Source organism: Geodermatophilus sp. URMC 65 (genome assembly GCF_053502545.1).
On sequence record NZ_CP199954.1, the window covers coordinates 4,297,639 to 4,323,710 of the forward strand.

The following is a 26,072-nucleotide window of genomic DNA, read 5'->3' on the forward strand; positions in this document are numbered from 1 at the left end:
GGTCGGACGGCGATGACGCTGACCGCGAGCACAGCCCGGCCTGATGTCGACGAGGACGCCCTGCAGCGCTGCGCCGACGAGCCGATCGCCGTCCCGGGTGCGATCCAGCCGCACGGCGCGCTGCTGGCCGTCACCGAGCCCGACCTCGCCGTCGTCGTCGCCTCGGCCAACGCCACCGACGTCCTGGGCCCGACCCCGGCGTCCCTCGCCGACGTGCTCGGCCCCGCCGACCTCGACCGGCTGCGCGCCGGCCTGGCCGGGGACCCTCCCGAGGTCACCCCGCTGCGGGTGACCGTCGCCGGCGCCGAGGTTGACCTCGTCGTCCACCGCGCCGACGGCCTGCTGCTCACCGAGTGGGAGCCGCTGGCCGGCGCCGAGCAGGCCGGCGCCGTCTGGCACGCCCGGCTGGCGTCGGTGCTGCAGCGGCTGTCGGCCAGCCGGACCCTCGACGAGCTGACCGCCTCCCTGGCCCGCGACGTCCGGGCGCTCACCGGCTTCGACCGGGTGATGGTCTACCGCTTCGACCCCGAGTGGAACGGCGAGGTGGTCGCCGAGGACCGCCGCGCGGACCTCGAGCCCTTCCTCGGCCTCCACTACCCGGCCAGCGACATCCCCGCCCAGGCCCGCGCGCTCTACGCGACCAACTGGCTGCGGCTGATCCCCGACGCGACCTACCGGCGGGTGCCGCTGGAGCCGGCCAGCAACCCGGTCACCGGGCGCCCGCTGGACCTCTCCGGCGCGGTGCTGCGCAGCGTCTCGCCGGTGCACCTGGAGTACCTGGCCAACATGGGCGTGCTCGCCTCGATGTCGGTGTCGCTCATCGACCGCGGCCGGCTGTGGGGGCTCATCTCGTGCCACTCCTACAGCGGCCCGCACCGCCCCTCCTACGCCGACCGCGTGGCCGCGGAGTTCCTCGGCCGCACCGCCTCGCTGCTGCTGCACACCACGGTCGAGGACGGCGATCAGGGCCGCGTGGTGGCGGTGGCGCAGCGGCAGGCCGAGCTGGTGGCCGCGCTCGGCCGCACCCCGCGGACCCCGGCGCAGGCCCTCACCGAGGGGACGCCGACCGTGCTGGACCTGCTGCCCGCCGCCGGCGCCGCCGTCCGCCTCGATGGTCGGCTGCACCTGCTCGGCAGCACCCCGCCCGCCGAGCGGGTGCCCGGGCTGGTCACCGCGCTGCTCGACCAGGGCCGCCCGGCCACCGACGCGCTCGGCAGCGTGGTGCCCGGGGCGGTCGACGTCGCCGACACCGCCAGCGGCCTGCTCGCGGTCGAGGTCGGCGGCGGGCGCGGCGACTTCCTGGCCTGGTTCCGGCCGGAGACCCTGCGCGAGGTCACCTGGGGCGGCAACCCGCACACGCCCAAGACGGTCGAGACCGGGACCGGGCCGCGGTTGTCCCCGCGCCGCTCGTTCGCCGCGTGGCGCGAGACGGTGCGGGGGACGGCGACGCCGTGGCGTGCGCACGAGGTCGAGGCCGCGCAGGCGCTGGCCGCGCACCTGACCGAGTCGGCGCTGCTGCGCGCCGCGGAGGACGACCGGCTGGCCGCCGCGCTGCAGCGCACCCTGCTGCTCGGAGCACTGCCGGAGGTGCCCGGTGTCGCGCTGGCCGCCCGCTACCGGCCCAGCGCCGCGGACGTCGTCGGCGGCGACTGGTACGACCTGGTGCCGCTGCCCAGCGGCCGGCTGGCCATCGTGCTGGGGGACGTCGCCGGGCACGGCCTGGCCGCCGCCTCGGTCACCGCCCAGCTGCGGCACGCGCTGCGCGCCCACCTGCTCCGCGACCGCGGCCCGGCCGCCGCGCTGCAGGGGCTGGGCGAGCTGATCGCCGCGCTGCTGCCCGGGGAGCTGGCCACCGCGGTCGTCGTCGAGCTCGACCCGGAGACCGGGGAGGTCGCGGTCGCCAACGCCGGCCACCTGCCGGTGCTGCACGCGGCGGCCGACGGGGTGCGGCTGCTGTCCGAGGGGCGCGGACCGGCGCTGGGACTGCTCGACGAGGTCGACTACGCCGAGACCCGGCTCCGGCTGGCCGGGCCGGACCGGCTGCTGCTCTACAGCGACGGGCTGGTGGAGCGCCGCGACGTCCCGCTGCCCGACCGGCTGGACACGCTCTGCGCCGCCGTCGCGGCCGGCCAGGAGCCCGAGGCGCTGCTGGACGAGGTGCTCGCCGCCCTCGACCCGGCCGACACCGACGACGTCACCCTGGTCGGCCTCGGCCGCACCTGAGCCGCGCCGGACCGCTCCCTCCCCGACCCGCGCCGCTGCTCCGCACTGGGAGCAGGGGAGAGGTCAGCACGACCCGGGTGCTCCGAACCCGACGCCTCCGTGGACGGTCAGGCGCTGCTCCGCACCGGGAGCAGGGCGGACGTTCGAGGAGGGCAGTGCCGCCGGGGCCTCCACCTCTCGCGGCGATGGTGTCGCTACCGAGCGCGGCCGTCGGCGTCCGCGCGGCTCGGGACCGGCGGCTGGCGGCGCACGCCGGCGTCGAACCGCTGCGTCCGGTCGCCGGGGTCGTCCTCGCCGTCGGCCGCGTGCCGCCCGAGGGTGGGGAGCGCGAACTCGGCGGTCTCGTCCAGCAGGTGCTTGGCCACGATGAGAGTCCTTCCGTGCGTGGTCAGCACCGAGGCTAGGAGCCGGAGCGGACGTGGCTGGGATGCACCGGGACGGCTGTGCCCAGTGGGACTGCCGGGGCAGCGGAGGTGCCGTCGTCGGGGTCTCTCACCCGTCGCCGCGGCGACGGCGCCGGCGAGGCGGGTCGCCGCCACCACGGCTGCGCGCGAACGACTGCGCCAGCTCCTGCGGCCAACCGTCGTCCACCAGCAGCAGCTCCAGGCGCCGGCCGAGCACCTGGTCGACCTCGTCGGCCGGGAGCTCCGAACCGAACACCACCTCGCGCAGGGCCCAGCCACGCCCGGCGGCGGCCCCGGTCGCGACGGCCGCGGCCAGCTCCTCGACCCCGGCCACGTCCATGCGCAGTGCCGCCCACCGCAGCGCCGGCGGCAGCGCCGAGACCGGGACGGCGTCGCCCAGCCGGGCCAGCCAGCCCGGATCGGCGACCAGCAGGTGCCCCAGCAGCTCGCCGTGCTCCGCCGTCCACCCCCCCGACGACCGCCACTGCGCGAGCAGCGCATCGCCGACGACCTCGCGGCGGGTGGCCAGCAGTGCCAGCTCCCAGGTCTGCCCGGTGAGCCGGAACAGCGGCAGGTCGACGCCCAGGGCCAGCGCCTGCTCGACCAGCAGACCGGCCGCGCGGTCCAGCCGGGTGATCCGGCGCCCACGGCGCACCTCGTCGGCCAGCGCCGCGCACAGGTCGGCCTGCCCGACCCCGGCCACCTCGACGGCCAGCTCGGCCGGGCCCGCGGCGCCGTCGAACACCTCGTCCAGCAGCGCCGCGAGCACCCGGCCGCGCACCAGCTCGGCGACCGCCGGCCACCGGTCGACCGCCGCCCGCAGCGCCGTCTCGACGGCCGGGCTGCCGGCGGCGAGGTCCAGGGCGGCGGCCGCGTTGCCCCCGCGCCCCAGCCAGCGCGGTGCGGCCGACGACTCGAGCACGCTGGCCACCTGGTCGGCCGACAGCCCGGCGGCGTCCTGCTCGGCCCAGGCGTCGGCGAACAGCCACGCGTCCAGGCGGCGCAGGTCGGCCAGCTCGTCGGGCGCGAGCTCGGCCTTGCTCGCGGCCTCGAGCAGCGTGCGGGCGCGCTCGGTGTCGTGTGCCGCGGCCGCCGTCGGGGCGGGCGCGTCGGTGAGCCGCACGCCGACGAGTGCGGTGTCTCCGACGTCCTCCCGGGTGCCGCTGTGCAGCGAGACGCCACTGGTCAGCGCGCGCGGCAGGACGACGAAGAGCACCTCGGCCACCTCGCGGCCCGACGCCGTCCGCACCGGCAGCGCGCAGCTGCCCGAGCCCGCGGCGAGGGTGGCCAGCAACCCGGCCAGCGGCGGGGTGAGCGCGTCCACCTCGTCGGGGGTCAGCGCCGGCGCGGCCCGGTCGGCGAACGCCACCCGCAGCGGTGGCAGGTCGGCGGTGGGGGCCCAGTCCTCGGGGAGGGCGTCGAGGAACCGCCCGGCCCGGCGCAGCGCGAGCACGTCGCGGACGCCCAGCCGGCCGCCCTCGTCCCAGAGCAGGTGCACCAGGTAGTTCCCGGGGCGGCCGAAGCCGTCGGCGCGGGCGGCCACCGCGCGGTAGAGCACCCGACCGGCCCCGCGGGAGAGCACCCCGTAGGCCTCGCCGTCCTCGGGCCGGAAGCCGACCAGCGCGCCGAGCGCCTTGCGGGTGCGGCCGACGTCGGCCGGCCAGTCCGCGGAGTGCGCGTAGACGCCGAACCCGGGCCCCTCCAGCGTGCGGCTCGCCGAGGTGTAGAGCGCCTGCGGGCAGGCCCGGCCGCTCACCGCGACCACTCGCCGCGCAGGCCCGCGCCGTACTCCTCGGGGTCCAGGCCCTCCGCCGAGAGGAAGCCGGAGCGGGCCAGCAGCACCAGCAGCGGGTCGAGCACGCCGACCGGCGCGATCCGCGGGTAGCCGCCGTCCCGGGCGTCGGCGCCGGTGGCCGAGACCGCGTGCACGGTCGGCCGGGGCAGCCGGTGCAGCACCGCCGTCAGCAGGTTCGACCCGCCGCTGACCTCGAGGAAGTCGACCAGCCGGGAGCTGTTGTCCCGCACGTCGGCGAACCAGTGCGCCAGCGGCATCGTCCGCAGGTCGGGGTCGCGCAGGGTCTCGGCCGGGAAGTCCGGCACGCCGCGCAGCTTGTCGGCCTTGCTGAGCACGACGGCGGTGGCCACGTCGTCCACGTGCGCGTCGAGCGGCAGGCTCCGGGCGGCGCGCAGCACGTTCGCCAGGTTGACGACCATCTGCGTGTGCCGGGCCAGGCCCATCGAGTCCTCACCGGGATCGGCCACCGAGCGCAGCCGCGGGAAGACACCGGGGGAGAGGACGACGAGCAGCGAGGTCGCCGCGTAGAGGAACCTGCCGTAGAGCCCCATGTCCTCGCTGCGGTACAGCTGCTCGCCGGAGGCGTCGAAGAAGACCAGGTTGACCGTGCGCTCGGCGCCGTTCCGGCCGGTGCCGCGGAGCACGAGCATGAACGGCTCGGGGGAGCTGCCCTCACCCAGCAGCGGCAGGGTCAGCGGCAGCTGCTGGCGCTGCACCAGGAGCCGGTAGCGGTGGTCGTCGAAGCGGGCGGCGGACTCCTCGTCCATCTCGACGGAGACGCCGAGCGGGGCCAGCGCGCCCTCGTGCAGCAGGTCGATGAGCACGGTCAGGTAGGTGCTCTTCGAGGCGCCGGTCAGCCCGACCAGGCCGATCACGATCGTCGGCCGGTCGAGGTACTCCGGCGGCAGCCGGTGCCCGCGCGGGCAGGTCGGCACCACGTTGGCCGCGGCCGCGCCGGCCGCGTCCCGGGCCGTGGGCACCGGCAGGGGGTCGGTGCGCAGCGGGTCGAGCAGCCGCTGCCAGCGGGTCCGGCGCTCCACCGGTGGCCGGGTGGGCGCACCGGTGGCGTCGCGCCACACCGGCGCGGTCAGGGGCTCCAGGCAGCGGGGGCAGACGCGGCGGCGCATCGTCAGCGGACGAACAGCGCGAAGAAGACGACGGTGGTGACCACCAGGATCGCCAGCAGCACCTGCTGGCGCTCCCGGAACCGCTGGCGACGCGCGTCGAGCCGTTGCTGGGTCAGCGCGCGCTCGTACAACCCGGACACGGTGCTCCTCCTCGAGGGGTTCGGGGCTCAGATGGACACAGTGCTGGAAGACACCGTGCTAGAAGACGACGTGGTACAGGACGGCGAGCAGCAGCCCGGCGAGGACGCCCAGCAGCACCATCACCGCGGCGGCCGCCGCGAAGCCGGACCAGGTGTCGGCGACCGCCCGCTCCAGCCGGGCCAGCTCGTAGCGCGCCGCCTCGGTGACCGCGCCGAGGGAGCGCAGGTCGCGCATCGTCGTCCGCGGGTCGGGGATCTGCGAGGTCTCGCCGAGCCAGCGGGTGCGCTGCTCCACCTGGCGGGCCAGCTGGGCCACGGTCGGGCGGCGCTCGGGGTTGAACCGCAGCGCCTTCTCCACGCTGTCGAGCAGGTTGGCCGGCACCCCGCTCAGGTCCAGCCGGCCGGCCCGCAGCGCCAGGTAGTAGTCGGAGTCGGGCATCGTGTCGTCGGGGTCCACCGGGTGCACCGCGCCGGCCGCGTAGGCGATCACCATGCCCCAGCTGTAGACGTCGCTGGCCTCGGTGAGCACCGCCCCCGCCAGCTGCTCCGGGCTGGCGAACAGCTTCGTGCCGAGCGCCGCCATGCCCGTGGTCGCGGTGCCCGACGGCGGCTCCGGGCCGATGTAGCGGCTGATGCCGAAGTCGACCAGCCACACGTCGTCCCCGGAGATGATGATGTTGCCCGGCTTGACGTCCCGGTGGACGACGCCGGCGGCGTGCACGTCGCGCAGCGCGCGCAGCAACCCGATGGCGATCCGGCGCAGCTCCTCGGCGTTCAGCCCGCCGGAGCGGTGCGCCATGAACTCGTCCAGCGGCGTCCCGGAGACGTACTGCTGCACGTAGTAGGGCGCCTCGGCCTCGAGGTCCTGGTCGACGATGCTGGCCACCCGCGAGCTCTTCACGCGGGCGGCGTTCTCCACCTCCCGGGCCAGCCGCTTGCGGGCCAGGTCCGGCGCACCCTCGGGCAGCCGCTTGATGACGACCAGCGCGCCGTCCGGCCCGGCCGACCCGACGAAGACGTCCGCGCCCTGGCCACCGCGCGGCAGCCGGCACAGCAGGTCGTAGGGACCGATGCGGTCCGGGTCGCCGGGCTCGAGCAGGCCGATCTGGCGGGTCCCGGCCAGGTCGGCGACCGCTCCGGCGGGATCGAGCGCCTCGTCCACGCGGTAGGGCCTCCCATCGAGAGCGAGGATGCCGACGCTAGGCCCTGTTCCTGGGAGCGAGGTGGGAGTCGGCCGCCTCCACATCCATCCGGTGCCGCCAGGGTGCACTCCTCCCCGTGCTGACGACCATCCGGGACATCCCCCATTTCGCCCCGAGGAGGCCGCAGCGGACCGCGCTGCACGCACCGTGCAGTCATCGCCGCTGTGAACGTGCGGGGGCAGCTGACCGCACTCGCGGAGCGACCTGATCCCGACGAGCTGTGGGATCGCGTGGCCGAGCGGGTGCGCACCACCGGCACGCACGTGCCGGCCGAGGCGATCCTCGAGGCGAGGGACGCCGACCGTCGGTGACCCTGGTCGTCGACCCGTCCGTCGTGGTCGCTGCCCTCGTCGACGGGGGCAGCGACGGGGGATGGGCGCGGGCGCTGCTCCGGGGGGAGGACCTCACCGCCCCGCCGCACATGCAGGTGGAGGCGTCCAACGTCCTGCGCCGGGCGGCGCTCGGTGGCCGGCTCGACGCCGGTGTCGCAGCGCTCGCGCACCTGGACCTCACGCGGTTGACCGTCAGGTCGTTCGGCTTCGAGCCGCTGGCGACCCGGATCTGGGAGCTGCACCCGGCGGTGACCGCCTACGACGCCGCATACGTGGCGCTGGCGGAGGAGTTCGCCGTGCCGCTGGCGACGCTGGATCGACGTCTCACCCGGGCCACCGGCCCGACCTGCACCTCGTCCTGCCGGATCGAAGGACCTCGGCCTCCTGCAGCAGGGCAGGTGCGGTCAGCCGGCGGTGAGGACGCCGGACTCCTGCCGCACCAGCCGGCCGGCGTCCAGGGCGCGGGTCAGCGCGGCCTGCAGCAGCGGGATCAAGGACGGCGTCCGGCGGCGGTAGCCGAAGACCTCGGCGGTGCGCACGAACAGCTCGTCCTCGGCCAGCTCGCCCGCCGCCAGGCACAGCGCGGCCATGGCGTTGCCGACCTCCTCCGGCGCGACGTGCTCCAGCGGCCGGTCCGCGGCGGCCGCCTGCCGCCGGAAACCGGTCCAGCCGGCACGGTCCAGCGACTCGGGCCAGGCGAAGTCGCCGTCGACGACGCCGTCGGGCAGCAACCGCAGCAGCGCGTCGCGGCGGGCCTCGCTGACCCGGGACAGCCCGAAGGCGCCCGCCGCGATCCGCACCAGCCGGTCGCGGTGCACCGGGCCCTCGGCCCTGAGCCCGGCGGTCAGCACCCGTCGCACGGTGCGGGCGGCCCGCGGGTCGTCCAGCGAGTCGAGCGCCTTGCGTTCCAGGCCGCCCCTCGGGGTCCAGGGCGAGAACGCCGTCTCGCCCTCCAGCAGCGGAGCGGTGGGCTTCCGCGACGCCCGCCGGGCCGGCCGCGGGGTGGTCGTGGCCTCGACGGCGGGTTCCGCGGGGACCGCCGGGACGGGCTCCGGCGCGGCTCCGGGCTCGGCCACCACGGGTTCGGGCGCGGCCGCCACGCTCTCCACGACCGCCGACGGCGCGGCCCGCAGCGGCACCACCGTGCGGACCTCGGGCGCCGGCGGCTCGGCGGGCGCGGGCAACGGCGGGACGACGGCAGCCGGCTCCGGGTCCGCCACCACGACGGGGACAGCCGCCACCGCCGCCGGCGCGGGGACCGGTACCGCCGCGACGGCGGCGACCAGCCGGTCGAGCACGGCCTCGCGGTCACGCAGCCAGGTCGGCAGCCAGACCCGCTCGACGGCGGGCCAGCCGAGCATCCCCGACAGCACCTCGACCGGAAGGCCGTCGCGGTCGCCGACGGTGCGCCGCCGGGCCCACGCCGGGCCGTCGAGCAGCACGGCCACCACCGGCTCGTCCGGCGTCCCGTTCCGGGCCACCGACAGGTCGACGCGGAACTCCGAGAGGCCGACGTCGGTGCGCACGCTCAGGCCCCGGTCGCGCAGCGCCGCGGCGATCTCCTCGCGGTGCCGGTCCGGGACGGCGACCGGCCGGGCCTCACGCGGCAGCGCGTCGGTGCCGAGCGCGGCCAGGTCGAGGTAGGCCCGCAGGTGCTTCACGCCGACCGACGAGGTCTGCTCGGCGCGCAGCTGCGACGGGTCGAAGGAGGAGACGACGACGACCTGCCGGCGGGCGCGGGTGACCGCCACGTTGAGCCGCCGCTCACCGCCGACCCGGTTGAGCGGGCCGAAGTTCAGCGGCAGCACGCCGCGGTCGTCGACGCTGAAGCCGGTGGAGAACAGCACGACGTCGCGCTCGTCGCCCTGCACGTTCTCCAGGTTCTTGACGAACAGACCCTCGCCGTCGGTGCGGTCCAGCGCCTCGACCAGCCGCTCGTCGCTGGCGTCGCGCAGCAGGCCCTCGATGTAGGCGCGCTGCTGGGCGTTGAAGGTGACCACGCCGATCGAGGGCACCACGTCCGGCGAGGCGTCGAACCGGCGGCGCACCTCGGCCACGACCGCCTTGGCCTCCATCGGGTTGGTGCGCAGCAGCCGGCCGGCGCCGGTGCGGTGGAAGGTGCCGTTGACCCGGACCAGCGAGATGCCGCGGCCGTCGACGTCCGCCGAGGGCCGGCCGTGAGTCGGCGCGGGGAACGACGAGAGCCGGTTGTCGTAGTAGTTGGCGTTGCTGAACGCGATGAGCGACTCGTCCTGGCTGCGGTAGTGCCAGGACAGCCACTGCCGCGGCACCCGCGCCTGCACGCACTCGGAGAGGATCGACTCCTCGTCCTCGACCGAGGTGCCCAGCAGCTCGACCGCGTCGTCCTCCGCGACGCCGTAGGTCGGCTCGGCGAACGACGTCGGCGGCATCTGCCGGCTGTCGCCCACGACGACCGCCGCCCTGGCCCGGCCCAGCGCGCCGACCGCGTCGGCCACCCGGATCTGCGAGGCCTCGTCGAAGACCACCAGGTCGAACAGACCTGCCTGCGCGGGGAAGAACCGGGCCACCGAGTCCGGGCTGACCAGTACGCACGGCATCGCGGTGGTGACCAGCCGGCCGTGGCGGGCCAGCAGCGCGCGCACGCCCAGCCCGCGGCGGGGCTCGGCCAGCCCTCGCTGCAGCGCGCCGACCTCGCCCTCGCCGCCGACGGCGTCCAAGGACCGGGCCTCGAGCAACGAAGCGGGCAGTACCGAGCGCAGGTGTGCGCGCACCGCCCGGGAGGCGGCGGTGAACCGGGTGATCGCCCGCTCGTGCGCGTCGGCGTCGAAGTCGTCGAGGCCGGCGGCGTCGCGGCGCTCGGTGACCGAGGCGCGCGCCAGGCCGCGCTCGAAGGCCCGGACGGCGTCCTCGGCGGGCAGCTCGCCGGTGACCAGCAGCGCCCGCGCCTCGTGCAGACCGGCGGCGCGAAGCGGCTCGAGGGTGTCGACCAGATCGGCCCAGCGGCGCAGCGACATCAGCCCGGTGTGCTCGACGCCGCGCTCGGGCCGGGTCATCTGCCAGCGCAGCACCAGGCCGTCGTCGCCGGCCCACTCGGCCAGCCGCCGCGCGTTGCTGCGGCACACCCTCAGCAGCGCGGTGACCGCGTCGCGCAGCCGGGCGACGGCGGCGCCGGCGGCCGGGTCGGGGCCCTCGCCCTGCACGACCCATCGGCGCAGCGCGACGGCGAACTCGCTGGCGCTGTCGGTGGCGGAGCCGGCCCGCTCCAGCCACTCGACCTGGCCGACCAGCAGCTCCGGCTCGGCCAGCGGGTTCCAGCTGGGCGGCACGACCAGGCCGGGGATCACCGACGCGCGGGCGACGATGCCCTGCGCGGCCGTCTGCAGCCGCCACAGCTGCGCGGTCAGCTCCGGGACGTCGCCGAGCTTGACCTGCACGCCCGGACGCAGCACCGGCTGCAGCCGGTCGCGGACGGCCCGCAGCCCCGCGCGGCGGGCCAGGAAGCGGCCGGCTTGCGCGGTCTGCGCGGCGACGTAGAGGTCGGCCAGGGGCAGCTCCAGCGCGGCCGGGGTGGCCAGCTCCATCCCGGGGTGGACGGCGCCGGAGAACGCCGCGACCTCGCTCAGCACGGTCGTCGTCGCCACGTTCCAGCGCTCGGTGGGCACCTCGTCGAGGACGTCGAGCGTCGTCGCCGGGCCGCAGAGCAGGTGGGCCAGCGCGTCGAGGTCCGCGGGCGTGCGGACCTCGCGCAGCACCCGGGCCAGGTGCGGCTCGCTGGGCAGGTCGCGGACGGCCTGGTCGACGGCGGCGGCGGTCTGCTGGGCGGCGAGCAGGTCGACCTGCGCGGTGTCCACGAACGCCCACGCGTGCCGCGGCGAGGGGCGCACCAGGTCGGCGATGTCGGGCAGCAGCGCCAGTGCTCGGCGCACCGCGGTGAGCGTCTCGGCCGAGGCGGCGGCCACGAACGCGGGCGAGACCGGCAGGCTCGGGACGCCGTCCCGCCGGGCCAGCGTCGCCGTCCGTGCCGTGTAGTACGACAGCCCGGCGGCGTTCTCCGCGTGCAACCGCTCGGCGTAGCGGGCCAGGGTGCGGCGGGCCGAGCGCAGGTCGTCGGAGTCGGCGGTCAGGCCCTCGGCGTCGACGGTGACCGCGTGCTCCAGTGCGGCCTGCACCTGGGCGCGCACTCCTGCGGCCTTGGCCCCCTTGTCGTGCAGGTCGAGCACGAAGGGGCCCATGCCGACGGCCTCGAGCCGCCGCGCGACGACGTCCAGCGCCGCGCGCTTCTCGGCGACGAACAGCACCCTCTTGCCGTCGGCGACCGCGCGGGTGAGCAGGTTGGTGATCGTCTGCGACTTGCCGGTGCCGGGCGGGCCCTCGAGCACGAAGGTGCGGCCGGCGGCGGCCTCGGCGACCGCGCGCAGCTGCGAGGCGTCGGCGGGCACCGGGCACGCGGCGGCCAGCTCGTCGAGGTCGGTGGCGTCCGCGGTGTCGGGGACCGGGTCGACGAACGCCTCCGTGGGCCGGTGCACGAGGTGGTGCACCAGCGGGTTGGCGGTGAGGTCGGCCCAGTGCTCGTCGAGGTCCTTCCAGAGCCGGTACTTGGCGAACTGCAGGACGGCGAGGTCGGCGGTGGCCTCGACCCGGTGCGGCAGCCCCGCGTCGGCCAGCGCCTGGCGCATCGCCTGCAGCGACCGGTCCAGGTCGATGCCCGCGCCGTCCTCGCCGGGCTCGGTCAACCCCGGGACGGCGAGGCCGTGCACCTGCCGCAGCTTCTCCAGCAGGCAGTGGTTCGGGGTGCTCGACCCGGTGTCGTCGAGCGCCAGCCGGTAGACGCCGTTGCGGCTGGTCGGGGTGAGGGTGACCGGCACCAGCACCAGCGGGGAGCGCAGCGGCCGGCCGTCGAGTTCCCACACCAGGCTGCCGAGGGCCAGGTACAGGTTGTTGGCGCCGGTCTCCTCGCGCACCGTCTTGGCCTTGTAGGCCAGGTTGCGCAGCCGCGGCAGGTAGCCGCCCTCGCTGACCTGGGCGTGCACCGCGCGGCGCTCGACGAGCACCTCGGCCAGCTGCGCGTCGGGCAGGTCGCGCGCGGTCGCCAGGCCCCGCTCGCGGTGCACGGCGGCGATCCGGTCGTCGGGCAGCAGCTGGACGGCGGTGCCGCTGTGCAGCAGGTCCTCCAGCACTCCCAGGTGGGACGCCGGCACGGTCAGCGGCAGGCCGGCCCGCTCGCTGTAGTTGATCAGCCGGTTGCGCAGCGAGAGGTCCAGCAGGCTGTTCTTCCACTGCTGCACGCGGGCCGGGATCTCGGGGCGGCCCGGCTGTGCCGATGACCCGCCCGCCCCCGGCGCCCGCTCGACCGGCCGGGCCGGGACGCTGTGCACCGCCGGCCGGTACTCGACGACCTGCACCGCGCCGTCCCGGCCGCGGGTGCGGGCCGGCAGCGGCACGATGCCGTCGCGCCGGGCGCGGTGGACGTCGGTGACGCCCAGGACCCGGTCGAGGTCGCCGGCGCCGGCCAGCCAGGCGCTGTAGGCGGGGGCGTGCAGGTCGGCGCCGGCCGAGCCGCGGCTGGTGAGCAGCGTGGTCTCGACCAGCCGGATCAGCCCGAGGTCGACGAGGTTGACCAGCGGTGCGACGTCGGTGGTGGCGACGCTCTCGGCGCTGCGCTCCTCGCGCCAGTAGCCGAGGAACGCGTGTCCCGTCCCCACCCCGCCGCCGACGCCCTCGGCCACCCACAGCAGCGGCCGGATGCCCGCCTGCTCCAGCGCGGCGGCCAGCGTGACGACGGTGTCCAGGCAGGTGCCGACCCGCCCGTCGAGGACGTCCCCGGGAGTGCGCACCTTCTGCCCGACGTCGGCCCAGGAGGCCGGGGGCTCGGTGTAGCGGATGGCGCGGCGCTGCATCGCCTCGGTGAGCGCGGCGACGATCTCGTCGACCCGCTCGGGGCCGGACTGGTAGCCCTGCACCGACCCGCTGCCGGTGCGCGCCTCGAGCAGGTCGGCGGCCTCGCCGATCAGCGTGGTCACCGACGGGTGGTTGGGCAGCACGTGCGCCGCGAGCATCTCCAGCGCCAGCGGCACGGGGGCGGCCAGCCACTGGTTGGCCGCCAGCACCTGCACCGGGACGGCGGTGCCGCCGACGTCCTCGCCGTCCACGAGCAGGTCGATCTCGATCGAGCCGGGCCGCTGCTCCTCGATCTGCAGCATCGCGGCGGGGTCCATGACCAGGCCGACGTCGCTGAGCACCGTGGTCTGGCCGGCGTCGAGGTCGACGAGCAGCTCGACGGGGCTGCCGATCGGGCCCTCCGCGTCGCGCACGCCCAGCCGCACGGTCGCGCCGTGCACCGCGCCGCCGTGGTTGGTGAACGCCAGGCGGGAGACGACCGGGACGCGGTTGTGGGCCAGCGCGTAGCTGAGCACCGGCGTCGAGGTCACCTGGATCGCGACGGCCGGCCGGGTGCCGGGGCCGGAGGGCCGGACGTGCGTGGTGCTCATGGCGTCCTGTCTACCGGTCCGGACGGAACGGTCCCTCAGGTCGCCGAGGCGTCTGGGACGGGTGTGACGGGCGTGCCGCGACTGAAGAAGGACCCTCCTGCCCCCCATCGCTCGCACGCTCGCGGCGGGACCCTGCAGGAGGGCCGGCCGGGTGCCCCTGCGGAGGGTCACGACGCCGGGGTCGCGTGCCGAGACGGCCCCCGGCGGGCCCGATCCCAGCAGCGCCGGGCCGCCCGTCCTGGCCGTGCGGCCAGACCGTCGCCCCACCCCGGAGGACCTCATGACCCGACCGCCGTACGACCCACCGGGCCAGTTCGCCACTGCCCCCCTCCCGTCGGCGCCCGCCAGGAAGCCCCTCCACAAGCGTCCGGCGGTGTGGGCGGTGGCCGGAGCACTGGTGGTCGGCGTGGGCATCGGCAACGCCGGGGGCGAGACGGGGGAGGCGTCGACGAGTGCGACGGCGTCCACCTCCTCGTCGGCGCCGAGCCCGGTTGCCGTCGCTCCCACACCTGCGCCGGTGACGGTGACGGTGACCGAGACACCCGCCCCGGTCCCGTCGCCGGCCCCGGCCCCGGCCACGGCCACCGCCCCCGTCGTCGACTTCGCCATGCCGGATCTCGTGGGGCTCGACCTGCAGACCGCGCAGAACCTCATCCAGGGCAACGGTGTCTTCCTGAGTCGCTCCCACGACCTCCTGGGGATGCGCAACCAGGTCCTCGACTCCAACTGGGTGGTGTGCACGCAGAACATCCCGGTCGGTCAGCAGGTGACCGGGGACGCCGAGGGGGTGATCGACCTCGGCGTCGTGAAGCGTGAGGAGTCGTGCCCCTGAGCCAGCCCCGGTGATGTGCAGCTGGGGCGCGTCTCGTGGCCGAGACGCGCCCCAGCTGCACATGGTCGGCAGGGCACGGGCGCGTGGCGGTCCCTCGCGGATTGTGCGGCGCCGCCGTCCGTGATCGTCTGCTGGCGCCGGTGCGCGGGCCCGGCGACCGTCCCGGCGACACCCAGGAGCGAGGAAGGCATGAGCCTCACGGCCACCCCGGCGGGCAGCGACACCGGCAGCGACCGGGCCCTGCGCCAGATCGAGGACCGCGTCCTCTGGCTGGCGACCGCGATCGTCGACCACGCCAACCGGGTGCGCCCGAACCCGGGCGGGCTCAAGGTCGGCGGGCACCAGGCCTCCAGCGCCTCGATGGTCACGATCATGACCTCGCTGTGGCTCGAGCAGCTGCAGGCCGAGGACCGGGTCTCGGTCAAGCCGCACGCCTCCCCGGTGCTGCACGCGCTGGAGTACCTGCTCGGCCAGCTCGACGCCTCGTACCTGACGACGCTGCGCGAGTTCGGCGGCCTGCAGAGCTACCCCAGCCGGCTCAAGGACCCGGTCCCGGCCGACTACTCGACCGGCAGCGTCGGCATCGGGGCGACCGCGCCGATCTGGGGCGCCATCGCCCGCCGCTACGTCAACACCCAGCTCGGCGCCGGCGGCACCGGCCGGCAGTGGTCGCTGGTCGGGGACGCCGAGCTCGACGAGGGCGCGGTGTGGGAGGCCGTGCTCGACCCGATGGTCGCCGAGCTCGGCGAGGTGGTGTGGGTCGTCGACCTCAACCGGCAGTCGCTGGACCGCGTCGTCCCGATGATGGGCGCGACCCGGCTGCAGGGCATGTTCGCCGCGGCCGGCTGGCAGGTGCTCACCGTCAAGTACGGCCGGCTGCTCGAGGAGCTGTTCGCCCGGCCCGGCGGCGGGGCGCTGCGCGACCGGATCGACGCGATGTCCAACCCCGAGTACCAGCGGCTGCTGCGTCACGACCCCGCCGACCTGCGCCGGCTGCTGCCGGGGGAGGGCCCGGGCGCGACCGAGATCGCCGCGCTGGTCGCCGACCTGCCGGACGCCGCCCTGCGCGCCGCGGTGCGCAACCTCGGCGGGCACGACCCCGCCGCCCTCCGCGCCGCCTTCGCGCAGATCGACGACACCCGCCCGACGGTGGTCCTCGCCTACACGCTCAAGGGGTACGGGCTGGCCACCGAGGGCCACCCGCAGAACCACTCCGCCCTGCTGACCGAGGCGCAGCTGCACGAGCTCGCCGCCCGGGTGGGCGCCGACCCCGCCGACCCGTGGGCGGGCCTGCCCGCCGACGGCGACGCGGCCCGGCTGCTGCGCGACGCGGCCCAGCGGCTGCGCCGCCGGTCGTACGAGGCGCAGGCCACCCCGCCGGTGCCTCCCGACCTGGGCCGCACGCCGGCGGGGACGGCGACCACGCAGGCGGCGCTGGGCCGCACCCTGCTCGACCTCAACCGCGCCGCGCCCGAGGTGGGCCGGCGGGTGGTCACGGTCAGCCCCGACGTCAGCTCCTCGACCAACCTCGGCGGCTGGGTGAACAAGGTCGGCGTCTGGTCGCACGAGGACAGGCGGAACTGGTTCGCCGACGACGCCGAGACGATCCTGCACTGGCGCGAGCGCCCCTCCGGCCAGCACATCGAGCTGGGCATCGCCGAGACCAACCTGGTCGGCGCCATCGGCGAGCTCGGCGCGACCTGGAGCCGCTGGGGGCAGCCGCTGCTGCCCATCGGCGTGCTCTACGACCCGTTCGTCGAGCGGGCGCTGGAGCCGTGGTCGTTCGGCATCTACGCGGGCGGGCAGTCGATCCTCGTCGGGACGCCGTCGGGCGTGACGCTGGCGCCCGAGGGCGGCGCGCACCAGTCGATCACCACGCCGTCGGTCGGGCTGGAGCAACCCGGCTGCACCAGCTACGAGCCGGCGTTCGCCCTCGACACCGAGTGGTGCCTGCTCGCCGCGCTGTCCCAGCTGGGCCGGCCCGGCGGGTCCTCGGCGTACCTGCGGCTGTCCACCCGACCGGTGGACCAGGCCCTGGCCGCCGTCCCGGCCGATCCGGCCGCCCGGGAGCGGCGCCGCAGGCAGGTCGTCGCCGGTGCCTACCCGCTGCGCCGGTCCGCCCGGCCGGTGGTGACCCTCGCAGCCATGGGTGCCCTGGTGCCCGAGGCTCTCGCCGCCGCCGGGCGCCTGGAGGCACTGGGTCTCGGGGCCGACGTGGTGTGCGTGACCAGCCCCGGCCTGCTGTTCCGGGCGCTGCAGGGCCGTCGCGGCCTCGACGAGGCCTCCGGCTGGGTGCTCGACAGCGTGTTCCCGGCGGAGCGGGCGGCGCCGTTGGTCACCGTCCTGGACGGGCACCCGCACACGCTGGCGTTCCTGGCCGGCGTCCGCGGCGTGCCGGCCACCCACCTGGGTGTCACGGCCTTCGGGCAGAGCGGCGACCTCGAGAGCGTCTACCGGCACCACGGCCTCGACGTCGACTCGATCGTCGGGGCCGCCCTGGACCTGGTCGACTGAGAGGCTTCCGGCATGGCTGATGCACAGCGCCGGGAGTCCGGACTCGTCGTCGAGGAGCGCGGGCACGTCCGGGTGCTCACCCTGGACCGGCCCGAGCGCCGCAACGCGCTGTCCAGCGCGCTGCAGGCCGACCTGGTCGAGGAGCTGCTGCGCTGCGGGGAGGACGGCGACGTCCGCGCGGTCGTCCTCGCGGCCAACGGGCCGGCGTTCTGCGCCGGGTTCGACCTCGACGAGATCCGCCAGCTGGACCGCCGTGGCGAGCGGTTCCGCCCGCCCATGGACCGGCCCACCCGCGCGCTGTTCGAGGTGGTGACCGAGGTGCCGGTGCCGGTGGTCGCGGCGATCGCCGGTGCCGCCGTGGCCGGCGGGTTCGAGCTGGCGCTGGCCTGCGACCTGCGGGTCGCCGCCCCCGGCGTCCGCATGGGGCTGCCCGAGGCGAAGATCGGCATGGGCGCCAACTTCGGCTCCGTCGTCCTGCCCAAGCGGATCCCCATGGGCATCGCCCTGGAACTGCTCTACACCGGCGAGTACGTGACCAGCGAGGTCGCCGAGCGGTGGGGGCTGGTCAACCGCCTCGTGCCGGCGGACGACGTGCTGCCCACCGCGCTCGGGCTGGCCGACGCGATCGCCGCGAACGCCCCGCTCTCGGTGCGCCGCATGAAGGCGACGGCGGTCAAGGGCCTGGAGCTGCCGCTGTGGCAGGCGCTGCGGCTGGACGTCGGCCCGAACCCGTACCTGTCCGAGGACCGCAAGGAGGGCATCGCCGCGCAGCGCGAGAAGCGCGCACCGCGGTGGACCGGGCGCTGACCCGCTCCGTCCGCCCGCGGTCGGGAGCCGGAGCACGGTCCTCCCCGGAAGCTCTCCCCCTGCCCTGCACCGTGGGCAGGGGGGAGCTTCCCGGAGAGAGTGGGACGGCTGGGGTGGGAGGCGCGGCCGGGACGGTCCGTGCCCGGATCAGTGCACGCCGCCCGCTTCGCGCTGTGGATCGGCGAGCTGGAGACCGAGCCCGGCTCGGCTCCTGCTCACGAGGGCGAGCAGAGGTGGGCGCAGGGTGTCCGAGCCGTGCGGCGGCGGGTCAGGCGGTGCCGAAGCGACGCTCCAGGTCCTGCACCTCGGGCAGCCCGATGAGGTCGGTGAACTCCTCGAACGCCGGCAGCCCGTCGAGCGAGGGGGTGCCGTCGCGGCGGAGCCCCGCCAGCAGCGAGCGCATCCCGGCCGTCGCGGCCAGCAGGGTGCCGATCGGGTAGATCACCAGCGCGAAGCCGAGCTCGGTCATCCGCGCCAGGGACAGCGGGGGCGTGCGCCCGCCCTCGGCCCAGTTGAAGACCAGGGGCGCGACGCCCGCGAGCTCCCCGGCGATCCGCTCGATGTCGGCCTCGCTCGTGGGCGCTTCCACGAAGAGCAGGTCCGCGCCGGCGTCGGCGTAGGCCCGGGCCCGGACCAGCGCGTCCTCCACCCCGCTGACCGCCACCGCGTCGGTGCGCGCGACGAGCACCAGGTCGGGGTCGCTCCGGGCGGCGGCGGCAGCGTGCACCTTGCCGACCATCTCGTCGGCCCCGATCAGCGCCTTGCCGCTCATGTGGCCGCACTTCTTGGGCATGACCTGGTCCTCGAGCTGGATGCCGGCTACGCCGGCCTGCTCGTAGAGCTGCACGGTGCGGACGACGTTGAGCGCGTTGCCGTACCCGGTATCGGCGTCGGCGATGACCGGGACGTCGACCGCCGTGGCGATCCGGCGGGCGTTGTCGACCATCTCCGCGCCGCTGAGCAGCCCGACGTCCGGCCGGCCGATGAGCGAGGCCGTCGTCCCGAAGCCGGTCATGTAGACGGCGTCGAAGCCGGCCTGCTCCACCAGCCGGGCCGACAGCGCGTCGTAGGCGCCCGGCGCCACGAGCGGCGCGGGCGCCGCGAGCAGTTCACGCAGCCGGGCCCGCGGTGCGCGGCCGCCTCCCAGTAGGTCTCCCACGTGGGCCTCCTCGTTCGTGTCCAGCCCCGCGGGACGGTCAGTGCAGGACGTTGACGCCGTCGCTCATGTAGACGAAGACCCGCCGGAACCGCAGCCCCTCCAGGTAGAAGAAGTTGCAGTTGGTGAGCGTGACCTCGGTGCCCTCCACGTCGGTCAGCTCGACGGTGAACTGCGAGGTGATCCGGTTGTTCGCCGGGTCCGCCACGTGCGTGAAGTGGATGTGCCGCATGCGCGGCCGGTAGGTCGCGAACAGGTCCTCGTACATCTGGCGCAGCTCACCGTCACGACCGGTGTGCGTCGAGTGGGCCGACTGGATCGTGAGGACGGCGTCCTCCGTGAAGCAGTCGAGCACTCCGTCCAGGTCGTTGTCGTCGACGCAGGAGAAGTAGCGCTCGACGAGGTTCACCAGGTAGCCGTAGGTCGCGACCTGGTCGGCCGGACGCGTGAGCGTTGCAGAGACCATGACCTGTCCTCGTTCCTCGGAGGTCGGCCGGGCGATCCGGCCGGACTGCCGGTGTCACGACGCCGACGCGGCCGGTTGCATACAACGCCCGGCCGCGGGTGCCTCGGCGGCGAGCAGTCTGTACCCGGGGTGACGAGCCGCGCAAGCATGATGTCGACCCGAGGCCGTCCGCCTGCACCCTCTTGTGCCGCACCGGCATCAGCCCTAGGTTGCATGCAATCGTACGGGAGGTGTGACCTGTGCCACGTACCCTGACGTCCGCGGAACGGGTGCTGGCGACCCTGCGCGACCTGATCATGGGCGGCGAGCTGGCCCCCGGCGCCCGCCTCGGTGAGGTCGAGCTCGCCGAGCGGCTGGGGGTCAGCCGGACGCCGGTGCGCGAGGCCCTGTCCCGGCTGGCCGCCGAGGGGCTGGTCGAGGTCGTGCCCAACCGCGGCGCGCGCGTCGCCACCTGGACCGTCGCCGAGCTCGAGGGCGTCTTCGACCTGCGCGCGGTCCTCGAGCCGCAGCTGACCGCGCACGCCGTCCCGAACGCCACGCCGACCGACGTCGAGGAGCTGGACGACCTCGCGCGGCGCATGCGCGAGGTCGGCACCCCCGGACCGGGGCAGGACCTCGATGCGCTGGTCCCGCTCAACCGCGATTTCCACGACCGGCTCGTCGCCCTCGCCGCGCACCCCACCTTGGCCACCGCGCTGGCTGCGGCGATCCACCCGCCCATCGTGCGCCGCAACTTCCTCACCTACGACGAGGCGTCGCTGCGCCGCAGCCTCGCCCACCACAGCGAGATCGTCGCCGCCCTCCGCGCGGGTGACCCCGAGTGGGCCCGTGCGGTCATGACCTCGCACATCGCCAACGCCCGCGCCGTGATGGTGCGGGCGGCCCGTGTGCAGATCGCAGAGCAGGCAGCCCGAGAAGAGGAGTCCGCATGAGTTACCGGCTCGGAGTCGACGTCGGGGGCACCTTCACCGACGTCCTGCTCGTCGACGAGGACAGCGGGGCCACCTGGCGGGCCAAGACCGCGTCGACGCCGGCCGACCAGGCCGTCGGGGTGCTGCACGGCATCGAGAAGGTCTGCGCCGACGCCGGCATCGCGATGAGCGAGGTCGCCCAGGTGCTGCACGGCACCACCGTCGCGACCAACGCCATCCTCGAGGGCAAGGGCGCCACCGTCGGGCTGCTCACCACCAGGGGCTTCCGGCAGGTGCTGCAGATCGCGCGCTCATTCGTGCCCGGCGGACTGGCCGGCTGGATCATCTGGCCCAAGCCCGAGCCGCTGGCCGACCTGGAGAACACCGTCGAGGTCGACGAGCGGATCGCCAGCAACGGCTCGGTGGTGCGCCCGCTCGACGAGGGCGACGTCCGGCAGCAGCTGCAGCGGCTGGCCAGCCGGGGCGTGCAGGCCCTCGCCGTCTCGCTGGTCAACTCCTTCGCCGACCCCGCGCACGAGCAGCGGATCGGCGCGATCGCGGCCGAGGTGCTGCCCGGCGTCCCGGTGTCGCTCTCCTCCGACGTCCTGCCCGAGCTGCGCGAGTACGAGCGGACGCTCACCACCGTCGCCAACGGGTACGTCCAGCCGCAGGTGGCCCGCTACGTGCAGCACCTGTCGTCCGGCCTGCGCCAGGGCGGGGTGACCGGCGAGCTGTCCATCCTGCGCAGCGACGGCGGGCTGCAGTCGGCCGATGCCGCGGTCGCCGCTCCGGTGACCATGCTGCTGTCCGGCCCGGCCGGCGGGGTCACCGGCGCGGTGTGGGTGGCCGAGCAGTGCGGCCACCGCGACCTGATCACCTTCGACATGGGCGGCACCTCGACCGACGTCGCACTGGTCCGCGACCTCGACCCGCGGATCGGCCGGGAGACCAAGGTCGGCGACCTGTCGGTGCGGGCCTCGAGCGTCGACGTCCGGACCGTCGGCGCCGGCGGCGGCTCGATCGCGCACGTGCCCGAGCTGACCCGGGCCCTGCGGGTGGGCCCCCAGTCGGCCGGCGCCGACCCCGGGCCGGCTGCCTACGGCAAGGGCGGGGTGGAGCCCACCGTCACCGACGCCAACGTCGTCCTCGGCTACCTGCCCTCGTCGCTGGCCGGCGGGGAGATCACCCTGGACGTCGAGGCGTCGCGGGCCGCGGTGGGCAAGGTCGCCGAGGCGATGGGGCTGGACTCCCCGGAGGCCGCGGCCGCCGGCATCGTCGACATCGTCAACGAGAACATGCTCGGCGGCCTGCGCCTGGTGTCGGTGCAGCAGGGCTTCGACCCGCGCGACTTCGCCCTCGTCGCCTTCGGCGGCGCCGGCCCGCTGCACGCCAACGCGCTCGGGAGGCTCACCGGGGCGTGGCCCGTGATCGTCCCGCCCGGCCCGGGGCTGCTGTGCGCACTGGGCGACGCCACCACCAGCCGCCGCGACGAGTCCGCCCGCACCGTGCTGCGCCGGTTCGGCCAGCTGACCGGTGCCGAGCTGGCACAGGTCCTGCGCGAGCTCGCCGACGACGCCGGCGGGCGGCTGGCCGCCCAGGGGTTGCCGCGGGAGGAGCAGACGGTCGGCTACCAGGTCGACGTCCGCTACCACGGTCAGGGCTTCGAGATCCCGGTGACCGTCGACCCGGCCTGGCTGGCGGGCGACGGTGGGACGGATGGGGGCAGCACGGACGCCCTGACGAAGCTGGGGGAGGCCTTCGACGCCGAGCACGACCGGCTCTTCTCGTTCCTCCTCGACGTCGACCACGAGCTGGTCAACGCCCGTGCCACCGTCACCGGCCCGCGCCCGGACGTCGCGCCCGTGCACCTCGAGCCGGGGGACGGTGACCCGAAGGGCGCGCTGGTCACCGAGCACCCGATCCACGTCGGCGGGGACCAGGTGACCGCGTCGGTCTACGACCGGGCGCGGCTGCGTGCCGGCGACGTGGTGACCGGTCCGGCGATCGTCACCGAGATGGACTCCACGACCCTCGTCCTGCCCGGGCACGCGGCCGCCGTGCACCTCTCGGGCAGCCTGCTCATCAACCCGGTGGAGGTCTGAGACGTGGCACGGATCCTCGAGACCGCGACCGGCGTCGTCGAGCGGGTCGACGTCGACCCGGTGACCCTCGACCTCATCGAGAACGGCTTGCGCAACGCCCGGTACGAGATGGACGAGGTGCTGTTCCGCACCGCGCTGTCCCCGGGCATCCGCGAGCAGCACGACGAGTTCCCGCTCATCGGCGACCCCAGCGGGAAGATGGTCGTCGGCCAGTTCGGCCTCTCCATCCCCGACTTCCTCGAGGGCTTCGACGGCACCATCGAGGAGGGCGACGTCCTGCTGACGTCGGACCCCTACTCCTGCGGCGCCGCCATCAGCCACGCCAACGACTGGCTGGTCGTCGTCCCGATCTTCCACGAGGGCCGCATCGTCGGCTGGGCGTCGATGTTCGGCCACATGTCCGACGTCGGCGGCAAGACGCCGTCGTCCATGCCCACGGACGCGACCACCATCTACGAGGAGGGGGTGGTCATCCCGCCCTTCAAGCTCTACAAGAAGGGGGTCCCGAACGAGGACGCGCTGCGGATCATCCTCAACCAGGTCCGCAAGCCCGACTGGAACCGCGCCGACCTCAACGGCCTGGTCGCGGCCTGCCGCACGGCGTCGCGCCGGGTGGTCGAGATGTGCGACCGGTTCGGCACCGACACCTACCTGTCGGCGCTCGACGCGCTGCTGCAGCGCAACCACGACGCCATGAAGGTGTTGCTGTCGATGGTGTTCGAGGAGGGGCGCACGCTCTCGTTCACCGACTACATCTGCGACGACGGCGTCGGGAACGGGCCGTACGAGCTGAAGATGTCGCTGACCCGCACCGGCGACAAGGTGCACATCGACTTCACCGGCTCGTCCCCGCAGGCGGTGGGGCCGATCAACTACTACATCAACGAGAACCTGACCCGGATGTTCTTCGGGATCTACATGATCACCGTCGCCGACCCGCAGATCCTCTGGAACGACGGCTTCTACCCGCTGGTCGACGTCACCATCCCGGACGGCTCCTACTGGAAGCCGAAGTTCCCGGCCGCTCTGTCGGGGCGCAACCACGGCATCGGCCGGGTCTTCGACCTGTTCGGCGGGCTGCTCGGGCAGACCAACCCGGCGCTGCTGAACGCCGCCGGGTTCTCCTCCTCGCCGCACTTCATGTACTCCGGGCACTACTCGCAGGGCGAGCGGAAGGGGGAGTGGTTCCAGCTCTACTCGATCGGCTTCGGCGGCATCCCCGGTCGGCCGCTCGGCGACGGCCCCGACGGGCACTCGCTGTGGCCGAGCTTCGTCAACATCCCCTGCGAGTACCTGGAGTCCTACTACCCGCTGCGGATCGAGAAGTGGGAGACCGTCCCCGACACCGGCGGCCCCGGTCTGCACCGCGGCGGCAACGGCGTCGACGTGGCCTACGTCTTCGAGGAGTCCGGCGAGATCGCCATCCACGACGACCGCTGGCTGACCTACCCGTGGGGCGTGAACGGCGGGCACCCCGGCGCCCGCGGCCGCAAGTGGATCGACCGGGCCGACGGCACCCGCGAGGTGCTGCCCTCGAAGTGCCACGGGGTGCCCGTGTCGCCCGGTGACGTCCTCCACTTCGTCACCTGGGGTGGCGGCGGGTGGGGCGACCCGCTCGAGCGCGACCCCGAGTTGGTGGCGCTCGAGGTGCGCCGCGGGCTGGTGACGGTCCGGGGCGCCGAGCGGTACGGGGTCTGCGTGACCGAGGACGGCAGCGGCTCCTTCGTCGTCGACGCCGAGGCCACCGAGCGGGTGCGCGACCAGATGCGGGCCGACCGGCCGGCCGAGCTGCCGGTCTTCGACATGGGGCCGCCGATCGAGGAGCTGCTGGCCCGCTGCGAGGAGGAGACCGGCCTCCCCGCACCGCGGCGCCCGGTGTGGGTCTGATGCCCGTCCCCGTCGAGATCGCGCCATCTCGCCCGTCCGGCGGGCTCCCTGCGTGCGAGACCGCGCGATCTCGACGCCGGGGGGCGCGGTGACCGTCCCCGAGCCGGCGCCCGGGCCGCACGGGTCGGCGTTCTCCGGCCGGGTCGGCTGGGGGGTGCGCCCGGCGCTGCTGGTCATCGACCTCTGCCGGGCCTACACCGAGCCGGGCGGGCCGTTCGCCCTGCCCGACCCGGGCCCCGCGGTGGGCGCGACGGCCGAGCTGGTGGCGGCCGCCCGGGCAGGTGGCCACCAGCTCGTGTGGACGGCGGTCCGCTACGCCTCCGGCCTCGGGGACGGCGGGCTGTTCGTCCGCAAGGTGCCGGCGCTCGCCTGCTTCGTCGAGGACGCGCCGGGCGACTGGGGTGCGCTGACCCTGCGACCGGGGCCCGGTGAGCCGGTGGTCGTCAAGCAGTACGCCTCGGCCTTCTTCGGCACCTCGCTGGCCTCCACCCTGCACGCGGCCGGTGTCGACACGGTGGTGGTCGCGGGCGTCTCGACGTCGGGCTGCGTGCGGGCCACCGCGATGGACGCGCTCAACTGCGGCTTCCGCCCGCAGGTGGTGCGCCAGGCCTGCGCCGACCGGACGCCGGCGCTGCACGACAGCAACCTCGCCGACCTCGACGCCAAGTACGCCGACGTCATCGACCTGCCGGAGGCCCTCGCGCACCTGTAGACCGCGGCGCCGCCCGGCTGCCACCCCCCCCGCCGGGTGGCGTCGCTCCCACGAGCCCGGGGGCGGCGGGGGTGGCACGCGGGCGAGGATGGGGCCCGTGCCGAGGACCAGTGCGGGGCTGCTGCTCTACCGGCGGCACCCCGAGCGCGGCGTGGAGGTGCTCGTCGGGCACATGGGCGGGCCTTTCTGGGCGCGCAAGGACGCCGGCGCCTGGTCGATCCCCAAGGGCGAGCACGGCCCGGACGAGGAGCCGCGGGACGTCGCCCTGCGGGAGTTCGCCGAGGAGCTGGGCTCCCCGGCACCGGTCACCGATCTCGTGCCGCTCGGTGAGGTCCGGCAGTCCGGCGGCAAGCGGCTCACCGTCTGGGCCGCGGAGGGCGACCTGGACGCGGCGGCCGCGGTCAGCAACACCTTTTCCCTGGAGTGGCCGCCGCGCTCGGGTCGCGTGCAGGAGTTCCCCGAGATCGACCGCGCCGCCTGGCTGACCGTCGACGAGGCCCGCGGGAAGCTGGTGGCGGGCCAGGTGCCGCTCCTCGACCGGCTGCTCGACCTGCTCGCGTGATCGTTCCGCAACGGTTGGACGACGGCTCGTCCCACCCGTCCCACTCCGCACCGGAGCGGGCCGCCGTCCTGGCAGGGTCCGGCCGAGCGAAGTCGCCGGACTTCCCGAGGACGAGGAGGACGCCGATGTCGGCGTGTGCGAAGTGCGGTGCGGCCCGTCAGCAGGGCCGGTTCTGCGTCGGCTGCGGCGCGGTGGTCCCGGTGGCTACGGTGCGGCCCCGGTCGCCGCTGGCCGACGAGCTCACCCAGCCGGTGCTCCGCCTGGACCGCCCGTCGAAGCCCGCCGTCCCCGCACGCTGAGCCGACCCGCCCACCGCAGCACGACACGTCGACCTGTCCACAGGTCGACGTGTCGTGATGGGGTTCACAGCAAGCAATGCGCTTGCAGTAGTTAGCAAGCGCTCGTGTCGGGCATGGTGTGAGACGTCAGG

At 75.2% G+C, this 26,072-nt stretch carries 19 protein-coding genes and 1 pseudogene; 12 read left to right on the top strand and 8 right to left on the bottom strand.

The annotated features are described in order from the left end of the window. Window positions 1-12 precede the first annotated feature (12 nt). On the top strand, window positions 13-2,223 hold the full coding sequence (locus tag ACWIX7_RS20840) for a SpoIIE family protein phosphatase (RefSeq protein ID WP_448618315.1): 2,211 nt from the start codon (window positions 13-15) through the stop codon (window positions 2,221-2,223). 194 nt (window positions 2,224-2,417) lie between these two features. On the opposite strand, the gene ACWIX7_RS20845 is transcribed toward ACWIX7_RS20840, so the two are convergent. The 5 genes from ACWIX7_RS20845 to ACWIX7_RS20865 all read right to left on the bottom strand — a co-directional run bounded on the left by ACWIX7_RS20845 (window position 2,418) and on the right by ACWIX7_RS20865 (window position 6,851). Further along, a complete protein-coding gene (locus ACWIX7_RS20845) occupies window positions 2,418-2,588 on the bottom strand; it encodes a hypothetical protein (protein WP_448618316.1) in 171 nt (56 codons plus the stop codon). Between the two features lie 127 nt (window positions 2,589-2,715). Continuing rightward, window positions 2,716-4,383 (bottom strand): GAP1-N2 domain-containing protein, encoded by a 1,668-nt coding sequence (locus tag ACWIX7_RS20850; protein ID WP_448618317.1) that lies wholly within the window; start codon window positions 4,381-4,383, stop codon window positions 2,716-2,718. Further along, on the bottom strand, window positions 4,380-5,549 hold the full coding sequence (locus tag ACWIX7_RS20855) for a TRAFAC clade GTPase domain-containing protein (protein ID WP_448618318.1): 1,170 nt from the start codon (window positions 5,547-5,549) through the stop codon (window positions 4,380-4,382). The genes ACWIX7_RS20850 and ACWIX7_RS20855 overlap by 4 nt, the downstream gene beginning before the upstream one ends. A 2-nt stretch (window positions 5,550-5,551) precedes the next feature. Beyond that, window positions 5,552-5,689 carry a hypothetical protein gene (locus ACWIX7_RS20860; RefSeq protein WP_448618319.1) on the bottom strand — a complete coding sequence of 46 codons (138 nt, stop codon included), beginning with the start codon at window positions 5,687-5,689 and terminating at the stop codon, window positions 5,552-5,554. A gap of 58 nt (window positions 5,690-5,747) precedes the next feature. Next, entirely contained in the window at window positions 5,748-6,851 is a 1,104-nt protein-coding gene (locus ACWIX7_RS20865) for a serine/threonine-protein kinase (RefSeq protein ID WP_448618320.1), read from the bottom strand. A 204-nt stretch (window positions 6,852-7,055) separates the two neighbouring features. Between ACWIX7_RS20865 and ACWIX7_RS20870 the strand changes: the two genes are divergently transcribed. After that, on the top strand, window positions 7,056-7,202 hold the full coding sequence (locus tag ACWIX7_RS20870) for a hypothetical protein (RefSeq protein ID WP_448618321.1): 147 nt from the start codon (window positions 7,056-7,058) through the stop codon (window positions 7,200-7,202). Continuing rightward, a pseudogene (locus tag ACWIX7_RS20875) lies at window positions 7,199-7,546 on the top strand (type II toxin-antitoxin system VapC family toxin); the annotation flags it as partial. The gene ACWIX7_RS20870 and the pseudogene ACWIX7_RS20875, both read left to right, overlap by 4 nt. A gap of 81 nt (window positions 7,547-7,627) precedes the next feature. On the opposite strand, the gene ACWIX7_RS20880 reads toward ACWIX7_RS20875, so the two are convergent. Beyond that, window positions 7,628-13,693 (bottom strand): DUF4011 domain-containing protein, encoded by a 6,066-nt coding sequence (locus ACWIX7_RS20880; RefSeq protein ID WP_448618322.1) that lies wholly within the window; start codon window positions 13,691-13,693, stop codon window positions 7,628-7,630. Between the two features lie 382 nt (window positions 13,694-14,075). Here ACWIX7_RS20880 and ACWIX7_RS20885 point away from each other — a divergent pair, with 382 nt between their 5' ends. The 3 genes from ACWIX7_RS20885 to ACWIX7_RS20895 all read left to right on the top strand — a co-directional run bounded on the left by ACWIX7_RS20885 (window position 14,076) and on the right by ACWIX7_RS20895 (window position 17,846). Beyond that, on the top strand, window positions 14,076-14,525 hold the full coding sequence (locus ACWIX7_RS20885) for a hypothetical protein (protein WP_448618323.1): 450 nt from the start codon (window positions 14,076-14,078) through the stop codon (window positions 14,523-14,525). A 189-nt stretch (window positions 14,526-14,714) separates the two neighbouring features. Then, complete coding sequence (locus ACWIX7_RS20890; protein ID WP_448618324.1) at window positions 14,715-17,039, top strand: transketolase-like TK C-terminal-containing protein; 2,325 nt, start codon at window positions 14,715-14,717, stop codon at window positions 17,037-17,039. Window positions 17,040-17,051: 12 nt separating this feature from the next. Then, on the top strand, window positions 17,052-17,846 hold the full coding sequence (locus ACWIX7_RS20895; protein ID WP_448618325.1) for an enoyl-CoA hydratase/isomerase family protein: 795 nt from the start codon (window positions 17,052-17,054) through the stop codon (window positions 17,844-17,846). Between the two features lie 268 nt (window positions 17,847-18,114). Here the strand turns inward: ACWIX7_RS20895 and ACWIX7_RS20900 are convergent, their stop codons facing one another. Together ACWIX7_RS20900 and ACWIX7_RS20905 are read right to left on the bottom strand one after the other, a co-directional pair. Beyond that, window positions 18,115-19,005: an isocitrate lyase/PEP mutase family protein gene (locus tag ACWIX7_RS20900; protein ID WP_448618326.1), complete on the bottom strand. Its 891-nt coding sequence runs from the start codon at window positions 19,003-19,005 to the stop codon at window positions 18,115-18,117. A gap of 37 nt (window positions 19,006-19,042) precedes the next feature. Beyond that, the gene (locus ACWIX7_RS20905; protein WP_448618327.1) at window positions 19,043-19,468 is read right to left on the bottom strand and encodes a nuclear transport factor 2 family protein; all 426 of its coding nucleotides are present in this window, start codon (window positions 19,466-19,468) and stop codon (window positions 19,043-19,045) included. 239 nt (window positions 19,469-19,707) lie between these two features. On the opposite strand from ACWIX7_RS20905, the gene ACWIX7_RS20910 reads away from it, so the two are divergent. The 6 genes from ACWIX7_RS20910 to ACWIX7_RS20935 all read left to right on the top strand — a co-directional run bounded on the left by ACWIX7_RS20910 (window position 19,708) and on the right by ACWIX7_RS20935 (window position 25,941). After that, complete coding sequence (locus ACWIX7_RS20910; protein ID WP_448618328.1) at window positions 19,708-20,400, top strand: GntR family transcriptional regulator; 693 nt, start codon at window positions 19,708-19,710, stop codon at window positions 20,398-20,400. Then, window positions 20,397-22,481, top strand: a complete 2,085-nt coding sequence (locus tag ACWIX7_RS20915) for a hydantoinase/oxoprolinase family protein (protein WP_448618329.1) — start codon at window positions 20,397-20,399, stop codon at window positions 22,479-22,481. Before ACWIX7_RS20910 ends, ACWIX7_RS20915 begins: the two co-directional genes overlap by 4 nt. Before the next feature lie 3 nt (window positions 22,482-22,484). Continuing rightward, window positions 22,485-24,368, top strand: coding sequence for a hydantoinase B/oxoprolinase family protein (locus ACWIX7_RS20920; RefSeq protein ID WP_448618330.1), 1,884 nt, complete (start codon window positions 22,485-22,487; stop codon window positions 24,366-24,368). Between the two features lie 52 nt (window positions 24,369-24,420). Further along, window positions 24,421-25,080 carry an isochorismatase family protein gene (locus ACWIX7_RS20925; protein ID WP_448618331.1) on the top strand — a complete coding sequence of 220 codons (660 nt, stop codon included), beginning with the start codon at window positions 24,421-24,423 and terminating at the stop codon, window positions 25,078-25,080. Between the two features lie 97 nt (window positions 25,081-25,177). Further along, the gene (locus ACWIX7_RS20930; RefSeq protein ID WP_448618332.1) at window positions 25,178-25,642 is read left to right on the top strand and encodes an NUDIX domain-containing protein; all 465 of its coding nucleotides are present in this window, start codon (window positions 25,178-25,180) and stop codon (window positions 25,640-25,642) included. 125 nt (window positions 25,643-25,767) lie between these two features. Next, the gene (locus tag ACWIX7_RS20935; RefSeq protein ID WP_448618333.1) at window positions 25,768-25,941 is read left to right on the top strand and encodes a hypothetical protein; all 174 of its coding nucleotides are present in this window, start codon (window positions 25,768-25,770) and stop codon (window positions 25,939-25,941) included. Window positions 25,942-26,072 lie beyond the last annotated feature (131 nt).

Coding starts and splice junctions, on each gene's coding strand:
- ACWIX7_RS20935 (WP_448618333.1), top strand. CDS start 25,768: ATGTCGGCGTGTGCGAAGTGCGGTGCGGCCCGTCAGCAGGGCCGGTTC.
- ACWIX7_RS20895 (WP_448618325.1), top strand. CDS start 17,052: ATGGCTGATGCACAGCGCCGGGAGTCCGGACTCGTCGTCGAGGAGCGC.
- ACWIX7_RS20890 (WP_448618324.1), top strand. CDS start 14,715: ATGAGCCTCACGGCCACCCCGGCGGGCAGCGACACCGGCAGCGACCGG.
- ACWIX7_RS20905 (WP_448618327.1), bottom strand. CDS start 19,468: ATGGTCTCTGCAACGCTCACGCGTCCGGCCGACCAGGTCGCGACCTAC.
- ACWIX7_RS20880 (WP_448618322.1), bottom strand. CDS start 13,693: ATGAGCACCACGCACGTCCGGCCCTCCGGCCCCGGCACCCGGCCGGCC.
- ACWIX7_RS20915 (WP_448618329.1), top strand. CDS start 20,397: ATGAGTTACCGGCTCGGAGTCGACGTCGGGGGCACCTTCACCGACGTC.
- ACWIX7_RS20840 (WP_448618315.1), top strand. CDS start 13: ATGACGCTGACCGCGAGCACAGCCCGGCCTGATGTCGACGAGGACGCC.
- ACWIX7_RS20855 (WP_448618318.1), bottom strand. CDS start 5,549: ATGCGCCGCCGCGTCTGCCCCCGCTGCCTGGAGCCCCTGACCGCGCCG.